Here is a 20,357-nt window from a genome sequence, read left to right on the forward strand (position 1 = left end):
TAATGCTTGATAATCTCCAGTGCTGGCTTTTCGTTGCAGCCATAGGTTGATTGTGTTTCGACTGATTTGAAAAACTTGCGCTGCTTCCGTTTTGTTCATCCCGTCTAACTCTATTGCCTGAATTACCTTCTGGCGTAAGTCGTAACTGTAAGGTTTTGGCATGAGCTTTCCTTGAGCTGAACGCTTCATCTGTATCTAGTTTTACTTTACTCACTAATTATGCTGTTTGTCCTAACCGCCTTGGCGCTTGCTATAAATTAGCAACCCCGCCTACAAATTAGAGCAGATTGATATTAAGTTCGGCTAATCACTTTTCATTAAAATCTCTTTGCGTGCCCTTGCTCTGGCCTCAGCCTAAATAATAAGTCTTTATATGACGCATACCAGACAGAAACAATTCATGTATTGTTAAAGTAATCTCAACAGGAAATGGAGAAAGTTATGACAACCGTAACCCAAATGAAATGCGCCTGTCCGACCTGCCTGTGTATCGTTTCACTTGAGGATGCTATTAAAGAAGACGGCAAACACTATTGCTCTCAAGGCTGTGCAGAAGGTCATAAAACTATTAAAGGCTGTAGTCACGGAGGCTGTGGCTGTTGATATGTAGAGTGCGTTAGCTGAAAGCGTAACGCACCATTCAAGATGCGTACTTTCAGCTAACACAACGCCAGTTGCTATAACAAAGAAACAAGCTAAACCTCTGCTAGAGAGGGGAAGAGAAGTTTTGAGCAGAGGAAGCCTCGGCTCACAGTTCTCTAGTCAACGCATTGGCTCCCCTACTTTGGCTAGGTTCGTATTACAGAATAGACATTACATCCCGTGCAACAGCTAAAGTCTGCTCAATGTCTTCTTCAGTGTGAGCAAAAGACGTAAACCCAGCTTCAAATTGAGAAGGTGCTAAGTAAACACCACGCTCTAACATACCCCGATGAAAGCGTCCGAATTTAGCTGTATCAGACTTTTTCGCATCTTCGTAGTTATTAACTGGGCCAGAGGTAAAGAATAAGCCAAACATCGCGCTGATTTGACCACCACAAGCCGCATGACCAGTTTCTTTGGCAATTAGCAGCAAACCATCAGCTAGCTTTTTAGTAATTCGCTCAAGATACTCGTAAGTACCTGGCTTTTGCAGCAATTCTAAAGTCTTAATGCCAGCAGTCATCGCCAAAGGATTACCTGAAAGTGTCCCAGCTTGATATACGGGGCCGGCAGGCGCAACCATTGACATAATATCTCGACGACCACCATAAGCTCCCACTGGCAAACCACCACCAATTACCTTGCCCAAAGTTGTTAAATCGGGAGTAACGCCAAATTTTTCCTGAGCGCCACCGTAAGCAATGCGGAAGCCTGTCATCACTTCGTCAAATACCAATAACGCTCCATACTCGTGAGTTAGTTCCCGTAATCCTTCTAGAAATCCAGCATCAGGCGCAATAAATCCAGCATTACCAACAACTGGCTCAAGAATGACACCGGCAATCTCGTCGCGGTTTTCTTCAAATAAAGCTTTGACTGCTTCTAGGTCATTGAAAGGTGCAGTTAGAGTGGTGCTAGTTGCCGCTTTAGGAACTCCCGGTGAGTCTGGCAAACCAAGAGTAGCAACACCAGAACCCGCCTTCACTAGGAACGTATCGGCGTGTCCGTGGTAGCAACCTTCAAATTTGATGATTTTATCCCGATTGGTGAAAGCCCGCATCAGCCGCAAAACTCCCATACAGGCTTCAGTTCCAGAGTTAACAAATCTGACCATTTCGATGCTAGGAACGGCATCAATGACCATTTCTGCCAAAACATTTTCTAGAACTGAGGGAGCGCCGAAACTAGTACCTTTTTCTAAAGCTTCATGCAAGGCTGCAATTACCTCTGGATGAGCATGACCGCAAATAGCTGGGCCCCAAGTGCCTACATAGTCTATGTATTGATTGCCATCTACATCCCAAATATACGCGCCTTTAACACGATCAAAAACTATAGGTTGTCCGCCTACAGATTTAAAGGCGCGAACTGGAGAACTGACTCCTCCGGGCATGAGGTTTTGAGCAGCGGCAAAGACTTCTTGTGATTTTGTTGTTTTAATTGTGGTATTTACCAAGGTTCTCTCCTAACAGTGGGCAATAAAAAGCTCTATCTTAGGATAGGGTCAAACACTGCTTAGAATTTCTATCCTATAAAATTAGCGGAACCAAAAAAATAACATTATGTTATGCAAGTCGAATGAAGACTTGACTTTAGATATTTAATTCAAAAAAAATATACCAGCTGCCCTATTCTGAATGGTATCGTGAATCCATAAATTATTCTCATTAGAGTAAACTAGCTGGTATGTCTTTTAACGATTCGCGCTCACTGCATTACACCATCCCGGTTGAAAAAATTCGCTACGATGAACGGGGTCTGGTGCCTGCAATTGTCCAAGATTATTTGGATGGTACTGTCCTGATGATGGCGTGGATGAATCAGGAGTCGTTACAAAAGACTTTAGAAACTGAAGAAACTTGGTTTTGGAGCCGTTCTCGACAAGAATTGTGGCACAAGGGGGCGACTTCTGGACATCTTCAAAAGGTGCAGAGTATCCGTTATGACTGTGATAGTGATGCGCTGCTTATCGGAGTAGAGCAATTAGGAGATGTTGCCTGCCACACTGGAGAACGCAGTTGCTTTCACCAAGTAGAAGGAAAAATTGCCCCACCACCAGGGGATACATTGTCGCAATTGTTTCAAATAATATGCGATCGCCGCGATAATCCTACTGAAAGTTCTTACACTTGTAAACTATTCGCAGGTGGCGATAACAAAATTTTGAAAAAGATTGGTGAGGAAACCGCCGAGGTGGTGATGGCTTTTAAAGATGATGAAGCAGATGCGATCGCAGGTGAAGTGGCTGATTTGCTATATCATACTTTGGTTGCCTTAGCTTACCATCAAGTTGATTTAAAATCTGTATATCGCAAGTTGCAAGAGCGTCGTCAATAGAGCAAAAAACAAGTTATCTTTGCGTGGGGAGTATATTACTTAGCTAAAACTCGATTTAGGTATTGTAAAATTGCCACAGCGATCGCCACACTTAAGATGAAGTATAGCCAGTAACTATTGGTAATAATTTGTGGTTGATCTAATGCCCATCCACCCAAGGGATGACCAATAAAAGAACCAACAGCCCAGCACAAAGCGTTGATGGAGAAATAAACACCACGTTGATTTTCAGGGGCTAAATCAGTGACTAAAGAAGCAGCAGATGGATTATAGGAGACAATCGCCACAGCCAATACTGCTAATGCCAATATTGCCCAAACCAGATGATGAGATGGGGCAGTACCGCTTACCCAAATCAGGCCGAAACCAATTGCCCAGAGAATGGCGGAAACAGTCAGCGCGAGTGTGTGAGAGCAACTTTTTAAGATGCTGGTGACAGGTAACTGACAAATAATAGCGAACAACAGATGCCAAGCAAATAATCCGCTAATCGTAGTTTGAGCAAATCCTTCGGTAGTACTTTCGACAAAAACAAAGTTTTTGAAATAAAGCGGCAGGGTGCTGTGGATTTGAGAAATATAGATTGTAAAGAATATATTAACTGCTATGTAGACCAGGAAACGGCGATCGCTTAATACTGCCATCCAAGAAGCAAAAAGTTCTATTTTTTCAGATTGCTCTATCTGCTGTTGTTCAGTTTCACTAATTCCCAGATAGACAACCCCAAAAAACACCATAAAAGAAATGGCATCAATCACAAATAGCCAGCGATAATTCCCAATGATCGCAATCAAAAACCCAGCTAGCACAATTCCGATCGCTAACCCAAGATTATCAGCTAATCGAGCGATCGCAAAAGTTTCGCGGCGATTGTCAATTTGGCTAGCGTCGGCAACCACAGCTTCAGCCGCCGGCCAGTAGAACCCTATCCCTAAACCGCTAATCAAACTCCCAATTACCAAAATTGTAAAATTATTGGTTGCAGCTAAAACTAGAGAACCAATTGCTGAAATCGCCGTGGCTAGCAACAAAGTGCGGCGCCGTCCCCAGTGTTCAGAATCAGCCAAAGAACCACCTACAATCCGCCCGACAATGCCGGAAATCGAGGCGCTACCCAAGGCTACCCCAACACTGGTTGCAGATAAACCAAGTTGATTGACAAAAAAGATGGGAGCATAAAACAGGGTAAAGCCAGTACCAACTTCCGAGAGAAATCTACCAATTGCGAAAATCCAGACCTGGGGATGTATCGAGGGCAACCACGATGATAGCTGAGATTGAGAAGCTAGTTTCATCAATTTAAATGTCGTGATTTGGTGACATTTTTGTAATTCTTATCATTGGCTACAATTTTCCTCACTCATTCCACAGGGTTTCCACAGGGATTTTAGCAGTTTTCCACAGGTACTCAACGAGCCAATGCGCTTCTTGCCGCCTGACTGGGGATTGTTAATTAACAGTGCTAACAAACTTTAAGGGCTGAGTTTTTGTAAAGTAAAGTAACGGAAAATGACCTTAAAGGCTTATTCTTTCGTTCGTATTTATTTTTTATACAATCATTTTTAACATTTCGCAGCATTGACAAACCCACCCCCTCTTGGCGCACAATGATTCGGCTTGCTTTTGTAATCCGTTCAACCGTTGGCATCAAATGTGTAAAATATATTACCACCAGATGCAAGCGTAGATTGTCGGGATGGCGAAAGAGCGCGTGAAGACTTAAGCCGCTTCACCGCAAGCAACTTGTCCCTCTTGATTATCCTCATAGGAGGAAAATCTCATGAAAGCAACGGTTAGCATCTTTACAGAAATTCCCGAAACACTCCACGAGTCCTTAAAAAACTACTTAGAAACCCATCCCGATTGGGATGAAAACAGAGTGTTGACGGCGGCCCTATCATTGTTTTTACTCCAAAATGGGGATAGCGATCGCCGTGCTGCCCGAGTCTATCTGGAAACTTTGTTTCACCACTCCTCAGTAGAAATCCCCAGGACTGATTCACCCGCAACAGCTAATTTGCTAGACACCCCATAGATACTGGGATGAATGGCACTAAGATAAGCCCAAAGTCTTGTGTTGCTTAATTAATAGCCTCCGGGTTGGGAATGTATTCCGAATGGGCTGCTGCCTCTGGGCAAGCCACTGGAGGCTAGGAAGCAGCCAGGACAAAGGCTATTTTTTAACTTAGTGCCATTCGATACTGGTATGAAGAGCCTTATTCTGAATAATGCCCTAATATAGGCATGGCACACCGTGCCCCATCAAGGAGCAGTATTATAATAAATAGGACTTACGCACAGTCTACGAATTCTTCTCTACGAAACGCTACGCGTTGACGTAGTATCTCCTAGATAAGGCGTCTTGGCAGTTCGATAAATTAAGGTTTTTGGTGATTTTTGCGTAAGTCCTGATAAATAAAGATCAGTAGGGGCGCAAAGACTTGCGCCCCTACAATTATTTTTTTAACTGGAAGTGCCTTAGCTAACCGTTAGGACTTGTTATATGCGGTTGTCTTTTCTATACAGACAGATTCGTATAGTAGCAAGGCTTTGATGACAATTTAAGCCAAAACACGACAAAAAATTCTTGTTTCTAGCCTCTAGCTCGAAACGCATTAAAAGCAACTTTGCCGCAAATTCAGGAGGCAGTAGATCCCAATAGTTATTCCCAGCCAGAGGCTGGGAACAAAAGAAAGCTTTTTCAAATAACGCTTGGTCTGTATTTGAGGAATATCTACCTATTTTGATTGTGTAAATTTGTCTTTTACTAAGATCAAAGAAATTCATGAATTGCTCCCCCAGAAGTTAACAGTCAAGAGTTAAGAAACTCTAGACTATAAACTCAGGATTTGGCTTCCAATTGCTGGGGGTGAGCAGGAGATTCAAACTTATACCCTACGCCACGTACAGTTTGAATTAATGCTGGCTGACTAGCATCAATTTCAATCTTCTTGCGAATTTGACCGATATGAACATCTACAACCCGCTGGTCGCCGACATATTCATAATCCCACACCTCTTGAATTAGTTCTGCACGCCGCCAAACTCGGCCTGGGTGACTGGCTAAAAAATGTAACAAGTCAAATTCCAGAGCAGTTAAGGGTACTGGTTGGTTATTAAGTGCTACCTCCCGTCGCACCGGATCAATCATAAGTTTTTCAAATACCAAGCGTTTCTGCTCGGCATTAGTTATCACTCGCTGACGCCTCAAAATAGCTCCGACTCTAACTTCTAGCTCTCCTAACCCAAAAGGCTTGGTGAGATAGTCGTCAGCACCTTTAGCAAAGCCGCGAATTTTGTCAGCTTCGTCAGCACGGCTAGTCAACATTAGAACAAAAACACCATTACGACTTTGCATCTCTTGGCAGAGGTTAAACCCTGTTACATCGGGTAAATTCACATCTAGAATTACCAAATCGGGGTTAAATTGCTCAAATAGAGTTAAGGCTGTCTTTCCATCTTCAGCAGCCTCCACCTGATAGTTCTGCTTAATCAAAAAGCGTTGGATTAAATTCCGAACCGCAGGGTCGTCGTCAACTACAAGAATCTTGGCAGGAGCCATGACCATTTCTTTGCACAAAAATTCGTAAGATTAACAAGAGGGTTGCGTAAAAACGCAGTTGCCACTTTAGGACTAACTAAGAATCTACATGGCTACGGTGTAAGAATCCTGATCATTCACAAATAAATACTCTAATCAGGATTGTGAACAATGAGAACGCTAAACTTCTGTTAGTGACAGGATATAGACGCTCTGACTTTCGCCGCAAACCTGCTTGACCCCAGTTAGGTGGTAACTTAAAACGTTTCAATTTTAAATCGATATGCGGATATATACCACAAGCGATTATTCAGTATAATTAAAAAAATCTATTAAGGCACAGTAAGTTGCCAAATTTGAAACATTAAAGTTGATTTTTTCATAAAAACTATGCATTTTTAGGTACTCTCCGTTCAAATTCTAGATTAAAGCCAGAATTAGGTAACGACATGAGGGTATACACGGAGTTATAGCGATATGTTAAAGTGACTATAGTTGAAATTACAAAGTCGATCAAACTAACGCGTGCTACTATCCTGATAGGGCATAAAATAGGTCGAGACTTTAGTTTCGATCAAAATAAAACCTAAAGCTGTTTTTTCTTCGACAAAAGACTGCCGCTGACTGAGGCTGAACTAACAAACTCCCATGAGCGATCAAAATCCCTACGAAAAACTTGGGGTATCAGAAGAGGCTACCTTCGATGAAATTCAAGATGCTCGTAATCGGCTATTCGAGCAACATAATGGCGATGCCAAGCATTTAGAAGTAATTGAAGCAGCTTACGATGCGATTTTAATGGATCGCTTACGGATGCGCCAGGAAGGTAAAATTAAAGTCCCTGAGCGCATCCGGTTTCCAGAGTTGCGAGTGCAATCGCCTCCTAAGGAAAGTTCCGCCCCTCGCCAGCAGTCACCTGCATGGCTACAACGGATGCTGGATCAGCCAACACCTGCCGATATTCTCTTACCAGGAGCTTGGTTTCTTGGTTTGAGTTCTATTAGCTTGTTTTATCCAGAGGGAGGCGATCAGGTTTTGCAGTTAGCATTAGTGGTTGGGGTAGGCACTAGCATTTACTTTCTCAATCGCAAGGAAAGCAAATTTGGCCGAGCCGTTTTGTTCACCCTGGTCAGTTTAATAATTGGCTTACTTGCTGGGGGACTAATTGCTGGCTGGTTACTATCACAAATACCATTGCTCAATCTGTCATCAAATCAGTTTTCTACTGTACTGACGTTTATATTCTTGTGGTTGGTTAGTAGCTTTTTACGCTAAATCGATAGCTGTAAGGGAGCTTCTATAAGACAAGAAATGGTTGATCTGTGTTATTTATTTGGATGGAACACACTATAAGGGTGCATATCTGTGCGCCCTTAGTGTATTTATGGCTTGCAATGATGAGGCTAAGATGTGGCACTTAGGTAATTGTCTAAAAGTTTAAAATATCTAGTGATTCTTCTATTTCTAAATCTAATATTCTTTCTCTTGTATCTTTGAGTGCTTCTAGTTTACCTTCTTGACGATAGATGTCTGTTGCTTTTTGAAAATCTTCAATTGCTCCCTGTTTATCTGCCATTTCTAAGCGAATATTGCCTCGATTGTAATAAGCATCACCATAATTGGAATTAATCTGGATTGCCTGAGTATAATCTTCAATTGCTCCCTCAAAATCTCTTAAATCAGAACGAGCATTACCACGGTTATAATAAGCGTCTGCATAATTAGGATTAATCTGTATTGCTTGAGTATAATCTTCAATTGCTCCCTCAAAATCTCCTAAATCAGAACGAGCATTACCACGCTTTTTATAAGCTATGGCATCTTGAGGATTAATCTTGATTGCTTGGGGAAACCCGGGTTGAGAGCCTAATAAATAACGAGCAATCCCACGGTTTTTATAAGCATCGGCATAATGGGGGTTAATTTTAATAGCCTGGGTATAATCCTCAATCGCTCCTTGATTATCTCCAATATGAGAACGAGCTTCAGCCCGATTTTTATAGGCTACGGCAACATTAGGATTAATTCTAATAGCTTGAGTATAATCATTAATTGCTTCTTCTAATCGCCCTAGTTGATATAAAGCTAAACCTCTTTTATTGTAAAATTTGGCATCTTGAAGATTTATCTGGATTGCCTGAGAATAATCTGCGATCGCAGCCTCATAATCTCCTATCTGATAGTGAGATAAACCTCGTTTATAATATAAATTAACATCACCATGATTAACTTCTAATGCTTGATTATAGTTGTTAATTGCATTCGCATATTCTCCTTTCTCAAAACATTTATCACCCATTTTTACATAAAGGAGATTTAAATCTTCATCACTAGATTCAGGTTGAAAAGAAGATTTTATCACCTGATTAATAGTTGACTTAGATGAAATTTCCTGTTTGGGTAGATAGTTGTAAATTGGTGATTGTTGCCTAGAAGAATCATTTATGGAATATTGTAACTGTTCTAGATAGCACCATAAACCACCACCATATAATAATTGTTCTATCCCAAAGGAAATTTTACCAGTTTTCAACTTAATCATCTGGGTTGGGAGAAAGCCAGCCAAAAAAAGGTGATATTCAGATTGTGCTTCACTCACATCCTCTTGAATTAAAATGCAAACTACAACTGCATTTTTTTCAACTTCTTCAGAACTAATTGACCATCTCACTCTGTCAATCCGACCATGACGAGATTTTACTTCTATACCAATAGATGGGTCAGAAGTCAAGGTAAAATCTATATTGCCATCGCCGCCGAATCGCTTTTCATAATCGACTTCGGTAATAAAATCAGCTAAACGTTCTTTGACAACTTCCTCACCCAACTTTCCTTTGAGATAGCTAATAAAAACATCACGGACTGGTAAAACACGCTTATACTTCTCAGCCATCTGCCAGCAAAATTCCCGTAGTGCCTTTAACCTTTCTCCAGAGATTATAGTTAATTCACTATATTGACCTTCTGTTTCACAATGAAGCAGACAACCAGATGTTAACCTTTTAATAAAATCAGACTGTAGCGATCGCAGTAGCGTAATCCAGTCCATTTATATTTCTGCGAATCTTTTGATGAGATTATTCTATTAAAATATCTATTCGGCGTAAACCTTTTAATTAGCTTGGGCGATATTCCCAAAAATTATTTACTTTTTTGCAACAATTATTAATTTAAATTAATATATTATAATTTTTGACAGAGCATAAGATATCTCTGCTTTTTAAAGTCGAGTTAAGTAAGTGAGTGTGAAAATTTATTAACTATATCCTAATCTCGATTAAAAAAATAAGGTGCGTTAGCTCTCCTCGTAACGCACCATCTATTAGAATTTCTAGATTAATAAATCTATATTCCTTATTCTTCTGGCTCTAAATCGACTTCTTCTTCATCTCCTTCACTGGCTTTAGCTACAGAGTTAGCAGAAACAACAGCGCCTTTATCTAGCTTTTCACGCACCAGTTGTTTAATTTGTTCAGCAAACTCAGGTTTTTCTTCTAAATACTTAATGGCGTTGTCTCGTCCTTGGGAGATATTATCGCCATTGTAGCTGTACCAAGCTCCTTTGCGGACAAGTACACCAGTTTCTTCTGCCAAGTCTACAATACAACCCAAGGTAGAAATTCCTTTGCCAAAAATAATGTCAAATTCCGCAATTCTAAAAGGCGGAGCTACTTTATTTTTAGCAACTTTAACTTTGACGCGATTACCAAATTCATCTGTACCTTTTTTCAAGGTTTGAATCCGGCGAATATCCAAGCGCACCGAAGCGTAAAACTTCAATGCATTACCTCCAGTTGTGGTTTCTGGGCTACCGTAGGTAACACCGATTTTTTGCCGCAACTGGTTGATGAAAATTACTGTACAACCAGATTTACCAATATTGCCCGTAATCTTACGTAGGGCTTGGCTCATCAACCGCGCCTGCAAACCAACGTGAATATCACCCATGTCGCCTTCAATTTCAGCGCGGGGAACCAGTGCTGCTACTGAGTCAATGACTACAATATCTACCGCAGCAGAGCGAACCAGCTGATCGACAATTTCCAAAGCTGATTCGCCAGTGTCTGGTTGAGAAATCAGCAAATTGTCAATATCTACACCCAATGCCGCAGCATAAGTAGGGTCTAGTGCGTGTTCAGCATCAACAAAGGCAGCAATACCGCCATTTCTTTGCACTTCTGCGAGCGCATGTAGCGCTACTGTAGTCTTCCCGGAACTTTCCGGCCCATAAATTTCAATTACCCGCCCCTTGGGTAAACCACCACCCAATGCTAAATCCAGGGTGAGCGCTCCACTGGAAATTGTCTCCACCCGCATCCGGGTAGCATCACCCAGGCGCATGATTGCTCCTTTACCAAAGCTGCGCTCAATCTGGTTGAGCACCATAGTCAGTGCTTTTTGCTTACCTGAAGTATCGGTGTTGATAGCCATTCCTGCCTCTAATGCCTCTAAAATATATGGTTTTAAGGAGTGTTGCTCTGGGAGTTTGAGTAGAACAGATATACTATTTTAACCAGAAAATTCTGGAATAGGACTTCTCAAATCAAAAAAGGGGTGTGACAAGATCGTAACTCGATCCCTACCAGATTAGGGTAGTTTTGCACGATGATACCAACTTGCATTCAGAGATAGCTTTTTTTGGCTAGGTAAGCAAGGGGTTTTCAACAAAAATCTAAATAACACTCGTCAGTAGAACCGTACTCGTGAGCATTTGCGGAGGTTGCTCAATTTAGGAGCGCGATCGCCAATGCCAATCAGTATATCATCAACGACGGCAGCTTCATTGGGTAAAGGGGAGATGTAGATGGTTTCCAATGGTTTCCAGTGTAGGTAGTGCAGGAATTTCAAAGCTTTGGGTTACTTGTACCCGTGACATATTTGATTCTAGCAACTTTGACTTTTACATCGGTCTGCTTAAGGAGCAAGGCGATTTGGAGTTGATTACGGGTTTGAACGTATAAACCGAACGACTGGGCTGGCGTTCTAATATCTGAGCCTGGCGCTATTTTCTTCAGCCTTTAGCGTAGGTGTGTTTATCTTATGTTTACCTAGCGTAAATGCTAAGTCTTACCCTCACTCAATGATCAGTGAAGGATTTAGTGTAAAATAGGACTTTTGCTAGGAGATATACTGAAATTATTAATCTGCCTCTGTGTATAGGTGCAACCTACTTACTGGTAACTTGTCAGCCTATCCACCCAGATTAGCGTGATACAGTGATAAATTTCCATTTATTTATTAGAGACAAAATTATGCCCACAACATCGGGAAAACCTCTGCTAGAGCTAGCTACAGCATATAACTCTTTGAGAGATTCGGGTTTTGATTTCTCAACTGCTGTTGGTGAACCGATTGATAACGCTATTCAAGCAGAGGCAACCAAGATACACATCATTACAAAAACGATAGAAAAAGATAACCCTAATTCTAAAAAAAAGTTACCTGTTATCCAGCAAGTAGCCATTGTCGATAATGGTTATGGTATGAACGCTGATGTGCTTCATAGTTGTCTTCAGCTAGGTTATTCTACAAGATATAACGATAGGGAAGGTATTGGTCGCTTTGGAGTAGGAGCAACCCTCGCAGCTATATCTCAGTGTAAAAAAATTACTGTTTTCTCGCGTAGTAAATCTACAAGTGATTTTCTATCAACATACATTGATATAGATGAAATTGCTAAAAAAGAGCAATTAGAAATACCATATCCTGTAATTACAAAACAAACTCTAAAAATAAATCCTCTTATAAATCAAGACTCTGGAACCATTATTGTCTGGGATAAATGTGATCGGCTAGAAACTGATCCTAATGGAAAGCCCATAAATTCTAAGATTTTATTGGATGAACTGGAAGAATGGATATCGCGTGCATAGTGATGACCGAGCTTAGAAGTTATTGGGGCGTTCAATTGAGGAAGTATATTAAGAAACTTGCCGATGAGCAGTAATGGAAAGAGCATATCAACTAGTTCCAGACATACTACGCAGTCTAATTCCAAAGGATAAGATTGGTGTCTATGTACTAGGAAACATAGGTCTTAGTCGTTTTTATCCCATTTATATAGGTCGTTCTGATACATGCTTATTAACTAGATTGTTAACCCATAACTATAGAGATAAAGCAACGCATGTAACTTGGCGATTTACATCATCAATAAAACAAGCGTTTCACCAAGAGTGTTGCTTATATCATACTTATGAGGAACAGAACTTCTTGAATGGTGTTCATCCAGCAAGCCCCAAAGAGAGCGGACTAATTTGCCCAGTATGCTCTTATATACAGGTTGATATTCAAAGTCTTAAAGAGAGAACTAAACAAAATTAGGAGTATAGGTAAACAAATATCTTGATTTTCATACGTCAAGCGTTGAGTTACGTTTTTACCAACCTTCTACAATTTCCATAACTGTAATTACAGAAATTGTATATTTATCAAATTGGTTTAAGTAACTATTGGCTTTGAAAATAATACGAGGATTTGCTCGTTTAATAATTTCTGAAAGAATATCCGTATCAAGTAGGGATTTTTCTGCTTTATTCATCTGAACCAGTGTATCCTCTTTTTTCCATCGCCTCAGCAACAATTTCATCAACAATTTCTGGGACATCCGCATATAATCCCATTAATGGATCTTTTTTCTCCTGAATTTCTGCTAACCGTTCAATTACATGAGTAATCAATTCTGTTAGAGTTGATTGACTATTGCCAAAGTTTTTGCTCGCTCAAAGGTGAGCCTATCTAGTTCAAGTTCTATCTTTTCCATGATGGTTTTAAACTCTATTTACTGATTAATTTAAGTCTAATGGAATTTTTGGATATTTCCAGTTTGATAATTCAACACAATAGCTATAAATTAACGTTATTTGCTAAAATTTGATTAGGTTTTTGCTTTCACATTTGATGACTTTCGACCTTCCCGACACTCTTATTGTTGATACAGCACTTTCAGTATCTGGATTAACTGACTATATCCGCTTGCTGTTAGAGCAAGATGAACAATTACGCCAAGTTTGGGTAACTGGCGAAGTTTCCAGTGCTAACCACCATCGCAGTGGTTTATTTTTTACGCTGCAAGATACCGATCGCAGCGCCGGAATTAAGTGTGTAGTATGGAATAGCCAATTGCCAAAACTCGCCCAAATGCCCGTTCCTGGTGAACAGATAATCATTTTGGGCAGCATTCGCGTGTATCCGCAACGGGGAGAGTATCAGTTATCAGTTTGGCAGACTCTACCTGCTGGTGTTGGTTTACAGGCGTTACGCTATCAACAACTAAAAAATCGCTTGTTGGCTGAAGGGTTGTTCGATGCCCAAAGAAAGCGATCACTCCCAACTCACCCCCAAATGATCGCTGTCGTCACTTCACCAACGGCGGCGGCTTGGGGTGATATTCAAAAAACTTTCAAGCAAAGGTATCCAGGTTTACACGTTTTGTTTTCTCCGGCTACAGTACAAGGTGAGCAAGCGCCGGAATCTATCGTTAAGGCAATTGAGCGGGTGGAAAGAGATGGACGCGCCGAAGTGCTAATTTTATCGCGGGGTGGTGGCGCAGTTGAGGAGTTGGCTTGCTTTAATGATGAACGAGTGGTGCGATCGCTGGCTACTTGTTCCATTCCTGTAATTACTGGTATCGGGCATCAACGAGATGAATCTTTAGCAGATTTAGTTGCAGATGCTTGTGTGCATACACCGACTGCGGCGGCAGAAAGAGTTGTGCCAGCACTTTCAGAGTTGTATACTGAACATCGGCAGCGAGTTGTGGCTTTACATGAGGCGGTGCATGACTTTAGGGAAAATGCTGAGAATAAACTGCAAGTATTACGGAATCGTTTGCGACGTTTGCGCTTAGATCGGCAAGTGCAGCAGGAGGTGGAAAAGCTAGCTTGGAAGCGTCAGCATTTGGTGCAAATTACGACGGGGCGATCGCAGCAAGCAACGCAGCATCTAGAATTGTTACGGCAAAAGTTAGCTAGTCTTGACCCGAAAGCTGTGTTACGGCGTGGTTATGCGGTGGTGAGGCGAGAAGATGGGGCGATCGCTCGTTCTGCGGCGGAGTTGGCTGTGGGACAAGAGTTAGTGATTCAGTTGGGGCAGGGTGGGGTTAAAGTGAAGGTTATGGAAGTAAACGTAGACGCGTAGCGGCTTGCCGCAGGCTACCGCTCCAGACGCAGAGGACACAGAGAGGTTAATGGTTAAACGTAAAGGTGCTTCTAGTTCTGAAGAAGGTTGGAATTATGAGGCGAAGGTTGCTGAGATAGAGGGGATTATTACTCGCATTGAGGCGGGTGAGTTGGAATTGGAAGCTGTGTTTGACCAATTTGCAACTGCTGTGGAGTATTTGCGTCAGTGCGAAAGTTTTTTGCAGCAGCGACAGCAACAGGTGGATTTGCTAATTGAAACGTTAAACGAAGAGTAAAAACCAGGCTCTCTAGTTCATGATGTCTGAATAAAAAACAGCCCTGCTTTTTGAGGGGAGATCAGAAGTCTGCAACTTTAGAAGACTTATATTTACACTCTAGTCCCACAAGCTAAAAGGGGATTAAGACAGAAGTGTTTCGTTTTTATAATTCAATTAAGTTACGCTGTTGCAGCCTAGAGAGCTTTTCTAGACAGGTTGTTTAGGTTCTAAGACTAAATTTACAGCCGCGCTAAAATCCTTAATGATTAAGTCGGGTTGGTAAAGCTCCAATTGGGTGCGATCGCGAATTCCACATTCCACAGCCATCACTTTAATACCATAATTTTTAGCTGCGGTGATGTCGGCTTCCGTATCTCCCACCATCCAGGTATCAGTCACGGGGGGCAGTTCTTTTAACGCCCTAGCCATTAACAAGGGCTTATCTTCAATATCACGAGTTTTAACGTAGTCGTTACTCAGGCAATAACAACGATTTTCAGGGAAAAATCTCCCTAAATCATGTTTTTTGAAGGCATAATCTAGTTCCCGAACTCGGCGCATGGTCATAACTGCTAAATCAATTCCAGCTTGTTGAATTTTTAATAGTGCATCCACAGCACCAGGCGCGAGAGTGTCATAGTTGAAATAATGTTCTGTATGTACAGTTTGCCGTCGCAACTGGGCAAATTCTTGGGCTTGAGCTTCATCTAACCCTGAATTTAAGGCAATTTGTTTTTCAGGAACACGCGATCGCTTTAATTGCCAAAATTCTGCTTTCGGAAGTTCTTGCACTACTTGATCTGGGCGACGAGTTTTTTCTAAGCAGAATTGATAAACACGGTAGTACCGTTCAGAAACATCAATAATTGGGCCGTCGAAGTCAGTAATAAGTCTTAGCATCGGCGGAAAATGTTAATTTTTATTAAGTTTATCTCAATAGTATCAGTATTTTATTGCAGCGTACCGCGTTTAATTTGTTCGCTTTCAATGGCTTCAAATAAGGCGCGAAAGTTACCTTCGCCAAAACCTTGAGCTTGAAAACGGCGTTCAATAAACTCAAAGAAAAATGTTGGCTGTTCAAAAATGGGCTGGGTGAAAATTTGCAGTAGTAGGGGCGCGGTTTGTTGTGTCCCTACGGGAGTATATTCTTGCCAGTCCACCAGAATTTCTTGTTGAGCGATCGCTTCCAGTTCTAAGGGTGATAGAGGCAATCCCGGACGCTGTTTTAGTTGCGTGTAATAGGTTTGGGGAACTGAGAGTAAGGATAAATTACTGGCACGAAATTTAGCGATCGCACTTACAAGATTAGTCGTCCGCAAAGCAATATGTTGAATTCCTGGCCCGCGATTTACATCGAGAAACTCCTGAATTTGAGAATTCTTAGAAGCCGGTTCATTAATTGGTAATTGAACGCTACCGTTGCGCGAAATCATCACTTGGCTATGTAAAGCAGAGCGATTGGTTTTAATTTTAAATGCTTGCTGGGGTTGAAAATCTAGGATTTTTTCATACCAAGTCACAGCACGAGCCAATTCACCAACTGCCACGTTCAGCACTACGTGATCTATGGCGGTAAAAGTGTTGTCATTTGTGTTGGTTACAAATGACGACGGACAAATGACTAATGACCTTTCTATCAATGTATGAGTCAGCCCACCCCAGGCGGCAATTTTGCCACACTTGAGGGATGCCGTACCAATATGGCGTTCTTGGATGGGTTGTAGTATTTTAGCACCGTGCATTTGCGCTAGGGCGATCGCGCCTTCGACATCTTCCACAGCAAAAGCGACATCTGCCACACCGGGTGGATATTGACGCAGAAATTCAGCTACTGGACTTGTAGGCAACAGTGGTGAAGACAGAAAAAAGCAGACATCACCACTTTTCACCACTTCTGTACAAGTATGAAACGAAGTGGTGCGATCGCCTACTGTTTGAAAAGCAAGATGGTGTACAAACCAATCCCGCCATACTTTGGCATCTTCTACATAGAAATGAACGTGATCAATTTTCATAGATATTGAAAATCCAGCATAAAAGTTTATATATCTGTAAATTTTGCCTTTTTTGCTAGATTTTCACGTCTTTCCTAAGCAAGAATTATGTAGTCGTACTCGCACTCTAAAAGAACAAATGACTATCAGGTTGAATATTAATTTCCATTGGCACAGCTTGGGGTTCGGCAGAAAGGGCAAAGAAAATCGCATTGGCAGCAGTTTCAGGACTGAGCATTTTTTTTCGGTCTACTTTTAGGTTGACGTTATCCCAGAAAGGAGAATCTACCCCACCAAAGTAGAATAACGTGAACTTGATACCAAAACGCTTGAGTTCCTCTGCCATACACTTGCTAAAACCAACAACACCAAACTTAGAAGCAGAATAAGCTGCTGCCATCCCCATTGAATGCTTACCCAAAATTCCAACCACATTACAAATGTGACCAGACTTGCGCTTTTGCATCTCTTCAGCCGCCGCCTGAGTGGTGTAAAAGCTACCTTTTAAGTTGACATCTAGCATCTTATCTAAATCAGCAGGTTCTAGGCTGTTGTAGGGCTTGAGTATACCAGCACCAGCTGCATTCACTAAAATATCGATTTGACCAAACTCAGCGATGGTCTTTTTAATTAAACTATCTACCTGTTGGGGGTCAGTAATATCGGTGGGAACGCTCAAAACTTCCCCTGGTAAATTATTTGCCAGCGTTGTTAAACGAACCGCATCTCTGGCAGCCAGTACCAACCGGACTCCGGTAGGTGCAAGTTTGTGTGTTAAAGCTGAACCAATACCACCAGTAGCACCGACAATAACAACAACTTTATCCTGCATTGTATTATTTACATTTATTTACATCTTTTTACATAATACTGAATTACAGGCTCAGGTTGTACGTAAACATCCAGAAAGTATCTATTCGGAGAGTAACGTCATTACCTCATATTCCTTGCCACTCATTTTTAATGTAAATGTGGGAGATGATTCTAAATATTTGGTAAAATTGGAACCTAACTTTAATTTTTTAATAATTGAATTAGGAGATTCTCCGGTTATTTTCTGTAACTCTGAACCTAGCTTGGACACAGATAATTTAGTTTGGGGAGACTTTAGTTGTATATCTTGAATAATTTTTAATAGTATTTTTTCTAAAATTTCTTAATTAGAAACTTCCATATAATTCTCTTTTTCTTCTTGAATCGATTGTGCAGATAAGTTATCTATAATAGTAATTATTTCCTCATTTTCTGGTTGTTTGGTATTACGTTTAATATTGATATTGGATCTTTCTTGAAATAAACTCGTAATTGCCGATAAACTCTGTAATCGAGCATTGATTGAATCTTGTTCATTTTTAATTAAATTTTGAATTTGCTCAACCACTTTTTCCAATGATGGAACTTCTGTTGCCATTGCTAAGGAATAATGAGTTAATTTGCCAGTATTTCTGTTTTCTATATGCAAATTTTGGTCTTGTCTACGTACCCAATAGACAGTTAATCCTTGGTTTTGGAGTTCGTTACAGAGGTGAATTAAAATTCCATCGCTAGAACAGACCAATATTTCTTTAACTGTTGGATAATAGCGTAAAACACAAGCACCAAATGCGCTCATTTTTGCATCAGCACTATTCTTACCTTCCGGCACATGAACAAGTTGATAACCACGATTATATAGTTCAATATCTTGCTTACCAGTACTTGGATTTCTCCAGTTAGCAAATGCTATTTTAAATTGGAGGGGATATTTACAGATACTGGCTAAAAATAATTCTGAATTAATATCTAACTTTAAGTTTTCTGCATCCAAAAGCAGAAGTGAAATTTCTGTTTCTAGTTGATGTTTAATTTCCGCTTTTTGTTGGAATTTTTGGATAAATTGGCTGAACACAGCAGATTCTAACCAATCAGGCGATAATATAGTTTGTAGCAGTTCTTCAGCTAATGCCAAACTAAACGAGCTAAGACTTTTCTCTGTGATTTTTTCTTCTAGTAGGTTATTCACTAAAGAAAATTCCGTCGCTTCAGCCGTAGATACTTTAGTATGACTGTTGCTGTTAGCAAGCAAGTCAGTTTCTAGCGGAGGAGGGAATATAGGTTCCAGGAATTGTTTACCACAATTTTTGCAGAGGTAATTTTGCTTGTCATTCCGACGACCATTTTTACGATATGAAGTAGATTCGCACCGGGGACATTTCATTTTATGATTCAGGTGGTCTGGAGCAGATACTTCTCTTTAAATATATAGTATAAAAAAACACTGTAAATGTCAGTTCGTATTGGCCAACATAAGAAAAACTCAAGGCAAGCAGAAAGTAAATTTAACTCCTCATTTCCAGTTGTACTATCTAATACTTTTTTAAATAGACATCTGGTGAAATTAACTATAACGCTTGTAGAGTGCGTAGCACTGCTACGCCTCCACATTCATTTTTACCAGAGGTCTAATAGTTATATTTTTAGAAATATTTCAACTGACGCGGGCGAAAACATAATCGCGGGTGCGAGAATCCACGGGGTTGGTAAAGATTTTATTTGTAGTACCAAATTCCACCATTTGAGTAATACGATTTTCATTACTACAAAAGAAAGCCGTAAAGTCAGATAGGCGAGTAACTTGCTGCATATTGTGAGTAACAATTACAATTGTCAACTCAGAGCGCAAGTTATGGATCAAACTCTCAATTTTCATACTACCCACCGGATCAAGACCTAAACAAGGCTCATCCATCAATAGAACGTTAGGTTTGACTGCTAAAGCACGGGCAATACATAATTTTTGTTGTTGACCACCAGAAAGCTCTAAAGCTGATTTGTGCAGCTTATTCTTTACTTCATCCCAAAGTTCGGCAGCTTTGATAGCAGATTCAACAATCCCATCTAATTCTACTTTCGGATGCCAACCAACTAGTTTCACCCCATAAGCAACATTATCGTAAACGCTCATAGGAAAAAGATTTGGCTTGGGAAAAACCATACTAACTTGACGCCGTAAACGATTGATGTTGACACGACGCTCATAAATACTCTGTCCAAAAAATTCTACTTTTCCCTCAACCTTCACATCTCCTTCTAATTCACTCATGCGATTTAACGATTTAATAAAAGTAGACTTGCCACAACCACTAGAACCAATAATTGCCGTGACTTGGTTTTGGTAAATATCCATTGACACGTCTTCAACTATCTTTTGAGTGTCGTAATAGAAGCTGAAGTTTTTGACTCTTATGGCTGGAATTAGTTTACTCATATTCCCAAAAGGTATGAAACAAAACTTGACTAAGTAAAACACTATAAATCAGGGTCGCTGTTTCACTATGTTACCCCTAAAAGTAGATGTTCATGGAAATTACGTAGTTATACAGTAGCCACACAGCAGCTAAACTGTTAATAAATACTTGTATTAAAGCTATGTCCCAAAATTTATCTTTTACAGAGTTTTTATACC

Annotated in this window: 20 protein-coding genes and 2 pseudogenes; 7 read left to right on the top strand and 15 right to left on the bottom strand. The window is 40.6% G+C overall.

Translation table 11 applies throughout. The features are described from left to right. Positions 1-162 (bottom strand): IS630 transposase-related protein (locus tag H6G97_RS13020; RefSeq protein WP_190938912.1); only part of this gene is annotated, 162 nt, incomplete at its 3' end. Between the two features lie 297 nt (positions 163-459). On the opposite strand from H6G97_RS13020, the gene H6G97_RS13025 reads away from it, so the two are divergent. After that, positions 460-603 (top strand): metallothionein, encoded by a 144-nt coding sequence (locus H6G97_RS13025; protein WP_479684967.1) that lies wholly within the window; start codon positions 460-462, stop codon positions 601-603. 196 nt (positions 604-799) lie between these two features. On the opposite strand, the gene hemL is transcribed toward H6G97_RS13025, so the two are convergent. After that, complete coding sequence (hemL, locus tag H6G97_RS13030) at positions 800-2,098, bottom strand: glutamate-1-semialdehyde 2,1-aminomutase (protein WP_190941014.1); 1,299 nt, start codon at positions 2,096-2,098, stop codon at positions 800-802. Positions 2,099-2,328: 230 nt separating this feature from the next. Here hemL and hisIE point away from each other — a divergent pair, with 230 nt between their 5' ends. Continuing rightward, complete coding sequence (gene hisIE / locus H6G97_RS13035) at positions 2,329-2,979, top strand: bifunctional phosphoribosyl-AMP cyclohydrolase/phosphoribosyl-ATP diphosphatase HisIE (RefSeq protein WP_190941015.1); 651 nt, start codon at positions 2,329-2,331, stop codon at positions 2,977-2,979. A gap of 35 nt (positions 2,980-3,014) precedes the next feature. On the opposite strand, the gene H6G97_RS13040 is transcribed toward hisIE, so the two are convergent. Further along, positions 3,015-4,274, bottom strand: coding sequence for an MDR family MFS transporter (locus tag H6G97_RS13040; protein ID WP_190941016.1), 1,260 nt, complete (start codon positions 4,272-4,274; stop codon positions 3,015-3,017). A gap of 485 nt (positions 4,275-4,759) precedes the next feature. Here H6G97_RS13040 and H6G97_RS13045 point away from each other — a divergent pair. Further along, positions 4,760-4,951, top strand: a pseudogene (locus tag H6G97_RS13045) (DUF2811 domain-containing protein); the annotation flags it as partial. A gap of 870 nt (positions 4,952-5,821) precedes the next feature. Here the strand turns inward: H6G97_RS13045 and H6G97_RS13050 are convergent. Continuing rightward, positions 5,822-6,541: a response regulator transcription factor gene (locus H6G97_RS13050; protein WP_190941018.1), complete on the bottom strand. Its 720-nt coding sequence runs from the start codon at positions 6,539-6,541 to the stop codon at positions 5,822-5,824. Positions 6,542-7,168: 627 nt separating this feature from the next. On the opposite strand from H6G97_RS13050, the gene H6G97_RS13055 reads away from it, so the two are divergent. Then, positions 7,169-7,795 carry a CPP1-like family protein gene (locus H6G97_RS13055; protein ID WP_190941019.1) on the top strand — a complete coding sequence of 209 codons (627 nt, stop codon included), beginning with the start codon at positions 7,169-7,171 and terminating at the stop codon, positions 7,793-7,795. Between the two features lie 154 nt (positions 7,796-7,949). Here the strand turns inward: H6G97_RS13055 and H6G97_RS13060 are convergent, their stop codons facing one another. The 3 genes from H6G97_RS13060 to H6G97_RS54750 form a co-directional block, all read right to left on the bottom strand. Then, the gene (locus tag H6G97_RS13060; RefSeq protein WP_190941020.1) at positions 7,950-9,569 is read right to left on the bottom strand and encodes a tetratricopeptide repeat protein; all 1,620 of its coding nucleotides are present in this window, start codon (positions 9,567-9,569) and stop codon (positions 7,950-7,952) included. A gap of 305 nt (positions 9,570-9,874) precedes the next feature. Further along, on the bottom strand, positions 9,875-10,951 hold the full coding sequence (gene recA, locus H6G97_RS13065; RefSeq protein ID WP_190941021.1) for a recombinase RecA: 1,077 nt from the start codon (positions 10,949-10,951) through the stop codon (positions 9,875-9,877). 255 nt (positions 10,952-11,206) lie between these two features. Then, on the bottom strand, positions 11,207-11,335 hold the full coding sequence (locus H6G97_RS54750; RefSeq protein ID WP_277883293.1) for a hypothetical protein: 129 nt from the start codon (positions 11,333-11,335) through the stop codon (positions 11,207-11,209). 437 nt (positions 11,336-11,772) lie between these two features. On the opposite strand from H6G97_RS54750, the gene H6G97_RS13075 reads away from it, so the two are divergent. Continuing rightward, entirely contained in the window at positions 11,773-12,393 is a 621-nt protein-coding gene (locus tag H6G97_RS13075; RefSeq protein WP_190941023.1) for an ATP-binding protein, read from the top strand. Positions 12,394-12,899: 506 nt separating this feature from the next. On the opposite strand, the gene H6G97_RS13080 is transcribed toward H6G97_RS13075, so the two are convergent. Then, positions 12,900-13,061 (bottom strand): PIN domain-containing protein, encoded by a 162-nt coding sequence (locus H6G97_RS13080; RefSeq protein ID WP_190941024.1) that lies wholly within the window; start codon positions 13,059-13,061, stop codon positions 12,900-12,902. Beyond that, on the bottom strand, positions 13,054-13,200 hold the full coding sequence (locus tag H6G97_RS52405) for a hypothetical protein (RefSeq protein WP_242054915.1): 147 nt from the start codon (positions 13,198-13,200) through the stop codon (positions 13,054-13,056). Before H6G97_RS52405 ends, H6G97_RS13080 begins: the two co-directional genes overlap by 8 nt. Before the next feature lie 220 nt (positions 13,201-13,420). Between H6G97_RS52405 and xseA the strand changes: the two genes are divergently transcribed. Together xseA and xseB are read left to right on the top strand one after the other, a co-directional pair. Further along, positions 13,421-14,659 carry an exodeoxyribonuclease VII large subunit gene (gene xseA, locus H6G97_RS13090; protein ID WP_190941025.1) on the top strand — a complete coding sequence of 413 codons (1,239 nt, stop codon included), beginning with the start codon at positions 13,421-13,423 and terminating at the stop codon, positions 14,657-14,659. Between the two features lie 49 nt (positions 14,660-14,708). Further along, entirely contained in the window at positions 14,709-14,936 is a 228-nt protein-coding gene (xseB, locus tag H6G97_RS13095) for an exodeoxyribonuclease VII small subunit (protein ID WP_190941026.1), read from the top strand. A 189-nt stretch (positions 14,937-15,125) separates the two neighbouring features. On the opposite strand, the gene H6G97_RS13100 is transcribed toward xseB, so the two are convergent. From H6G97_RS13100 to H6G97_RS13120, 6 genes and pseudogenes are all read right to left on the bottom strand, one after another. Next, the gene (locus tag H6G97_RS13100; RefSeq protein WP_190941027.1) at positions 15,126-15,818 is read right to left on the bottom strand and encodes an HAD family hydrolase; all 693 of its coding nucleotides are present in this window, start codon (positions 15,816-15,818) and stop codon (positions 15,126-15,128) included. 50 nt (positions 15,819-15,868) lie between these two features. Further along, a complete protein-coding gene (hppD, locus tag H6G97_RS13105; RefSeq protein WP_190941028.1) occupies positions 15,869-16,933 on the bottom strand; it encodes a 4-hydroxyphenylpyruvate dioxygenase in 1,065 nt (354 codons plus the stop codon). Positions 16,934-17,039: 106 nt separating this feature from the next. Then, complete coding sequence (locus tag H6G97_RS13110; protein WP_190941029.1) at positions 17,040-17,744, bottom strand: SDR family oxidoreductase; 705 nt, start codon at positions 17,742-17,744, stop codon at positions 17,040-17,042. 324 nt (positions 17,745-18,068) lie between these two features. Next, the gene (locus H6G97_RS13115; protein ID WP_242054916.1) at positions 18,069-18,977 is read right to left on the bottom strand and encodes an NYN domain-containing protein; all 909 of its coding nucleotides are present in this window, start codon (positions 18,975-18,977) and stop codon (positions 18,069-18,071) included. A 75-nt stretch (positions 18,978-19,052) separates the two neighbouring features. Next, a pseudogene (locus tag H6G97_RS55925) lies at positions 19,053-19,109 on the bottom strand (hypothetical protein); the annotation flags it as partial. Between the two features lie 270 nt (positions 19,110-19,379). Continuing rightward, a complete protein-coding gene (locus tag H6G97_RS13120; protein WP_190941030.1) occupies positions 19,380-20,159 on the bottom strand; it encodes a phosphate ABC transporter ATP-binding protein in 780 nt (259 codons plus the stop codon). Positions 20,160-20,357: the final 198 nt, after the last annotated feature.

The sequence above is a fragment of the Nostoc flagelliforme FACHB-838 genome (genome assembly GCF_014698065.1).
In the GTDB taxonomy this organism is placed as follows: Bacteria; Cyanobacteriota; Cyanobacteriia; order Cyanobacteriales; family Nostocaceae; genus Nostoc; species Nostoc flagelliforme_B.

Coding starts and splice junctions, on each gene's coding strand:
- xseB (WP_190941026.1), top strand. CDS start 14,709: ATGGTTAAACGTAAAGGTGCTTCTAGTTCTGAAGAAGGTTGGAATTAT.
- hisIE (WP_190941015.1), top strand. CDS start 2,329: ATGTCTTTTAACGATTCGCGCTCACTGCATTACACCATCCCGGTTGAA.
- H6G97_RS13025 (WP_479684967.1), top strand. CDS start 460: ATGAAATGCGCCTGTCCGACCTGCCTGTGTATCGTTTCACTTGAGGAT.
- xseA (WP_190941025.1), top strand. CDS start 13,421: ATGACTTTCGACCTTCCCGACACTCTTATTGTTGATACAGCACTTTCA.
- H6G97_RS13060 (WP_190941020.1), bottom strand. CDS start 9,569: ATGGACTGGATTACGCTACTGCGATCGCTACAGTCTGATTTTATTAAA.
- H6G97_RS13110 (WP_190941029.1), bottom strand. CDS start 17,744: ATGCAGGATAAAGTTGTTGTTATTGTCGGTGCTACTGGTGGTATTGGT.
- H6G97_RS13100 (WP_190941027.1), bottom strand. CDS start 15,818: ATGCTAAGACTTATTACTGACTTCGACGGCCCAATTATTGATGTTTCT.
- H6G97_RS13040 (WP_190941016.1), bottom strand. CDS start 4,274: ATGAAACTAGCTTCTCAATCTCAGCTATCATCGTGGTTGCCCTCGATA.
- recA (WP_190941021.1), bottom strand. CDS start 10,951: ATGGCTATCAACACCGATACTTCAGGTAAGCAAAAAGCACTGACTATG.
- H6G97_RS13055 (WP_190941019.1), top strand. CDS start 7,169: ATGAGCGATCAAAATCCCTACGAAAAACTTGGGGTATCAGAAGAGGCT.
- H6G97_RS13080 (WP_190941024.1), bottom strand. CDS start 13,061: ATGAATAAAGCAGAAAAATCCCTACTTGATACGGATATTCTTTCAGAA.
- H6G97_RS13075 (WP_190941023.1), top strand. CDS start 11,773: ATGCCCACAACATCGGGAAAACCTCTGCTAGAGCTAGCTACAGCATAT.
- H6G97_RS13050 (WP_190941018.1), bottom strand. CDS start 6,541: ATGGCTCCTGCCAAGATTCTTGTAGTTGACGACGACCCTGCGGTTCGG.
- H6G97_RS13120 (WP_190941030.1), bottom strand. CDS start 20,159: ATGAGTAAACTAATTCCAGCCATAAGAGTCAAAAACTTCAGCTTCTAT.
- hppD (WP_190941028.1), bottom strand. CDS start 16,933: ATGAAAATTGATCACGTTCATTTCTATGTAGAAGATGCCAAAGTATGG.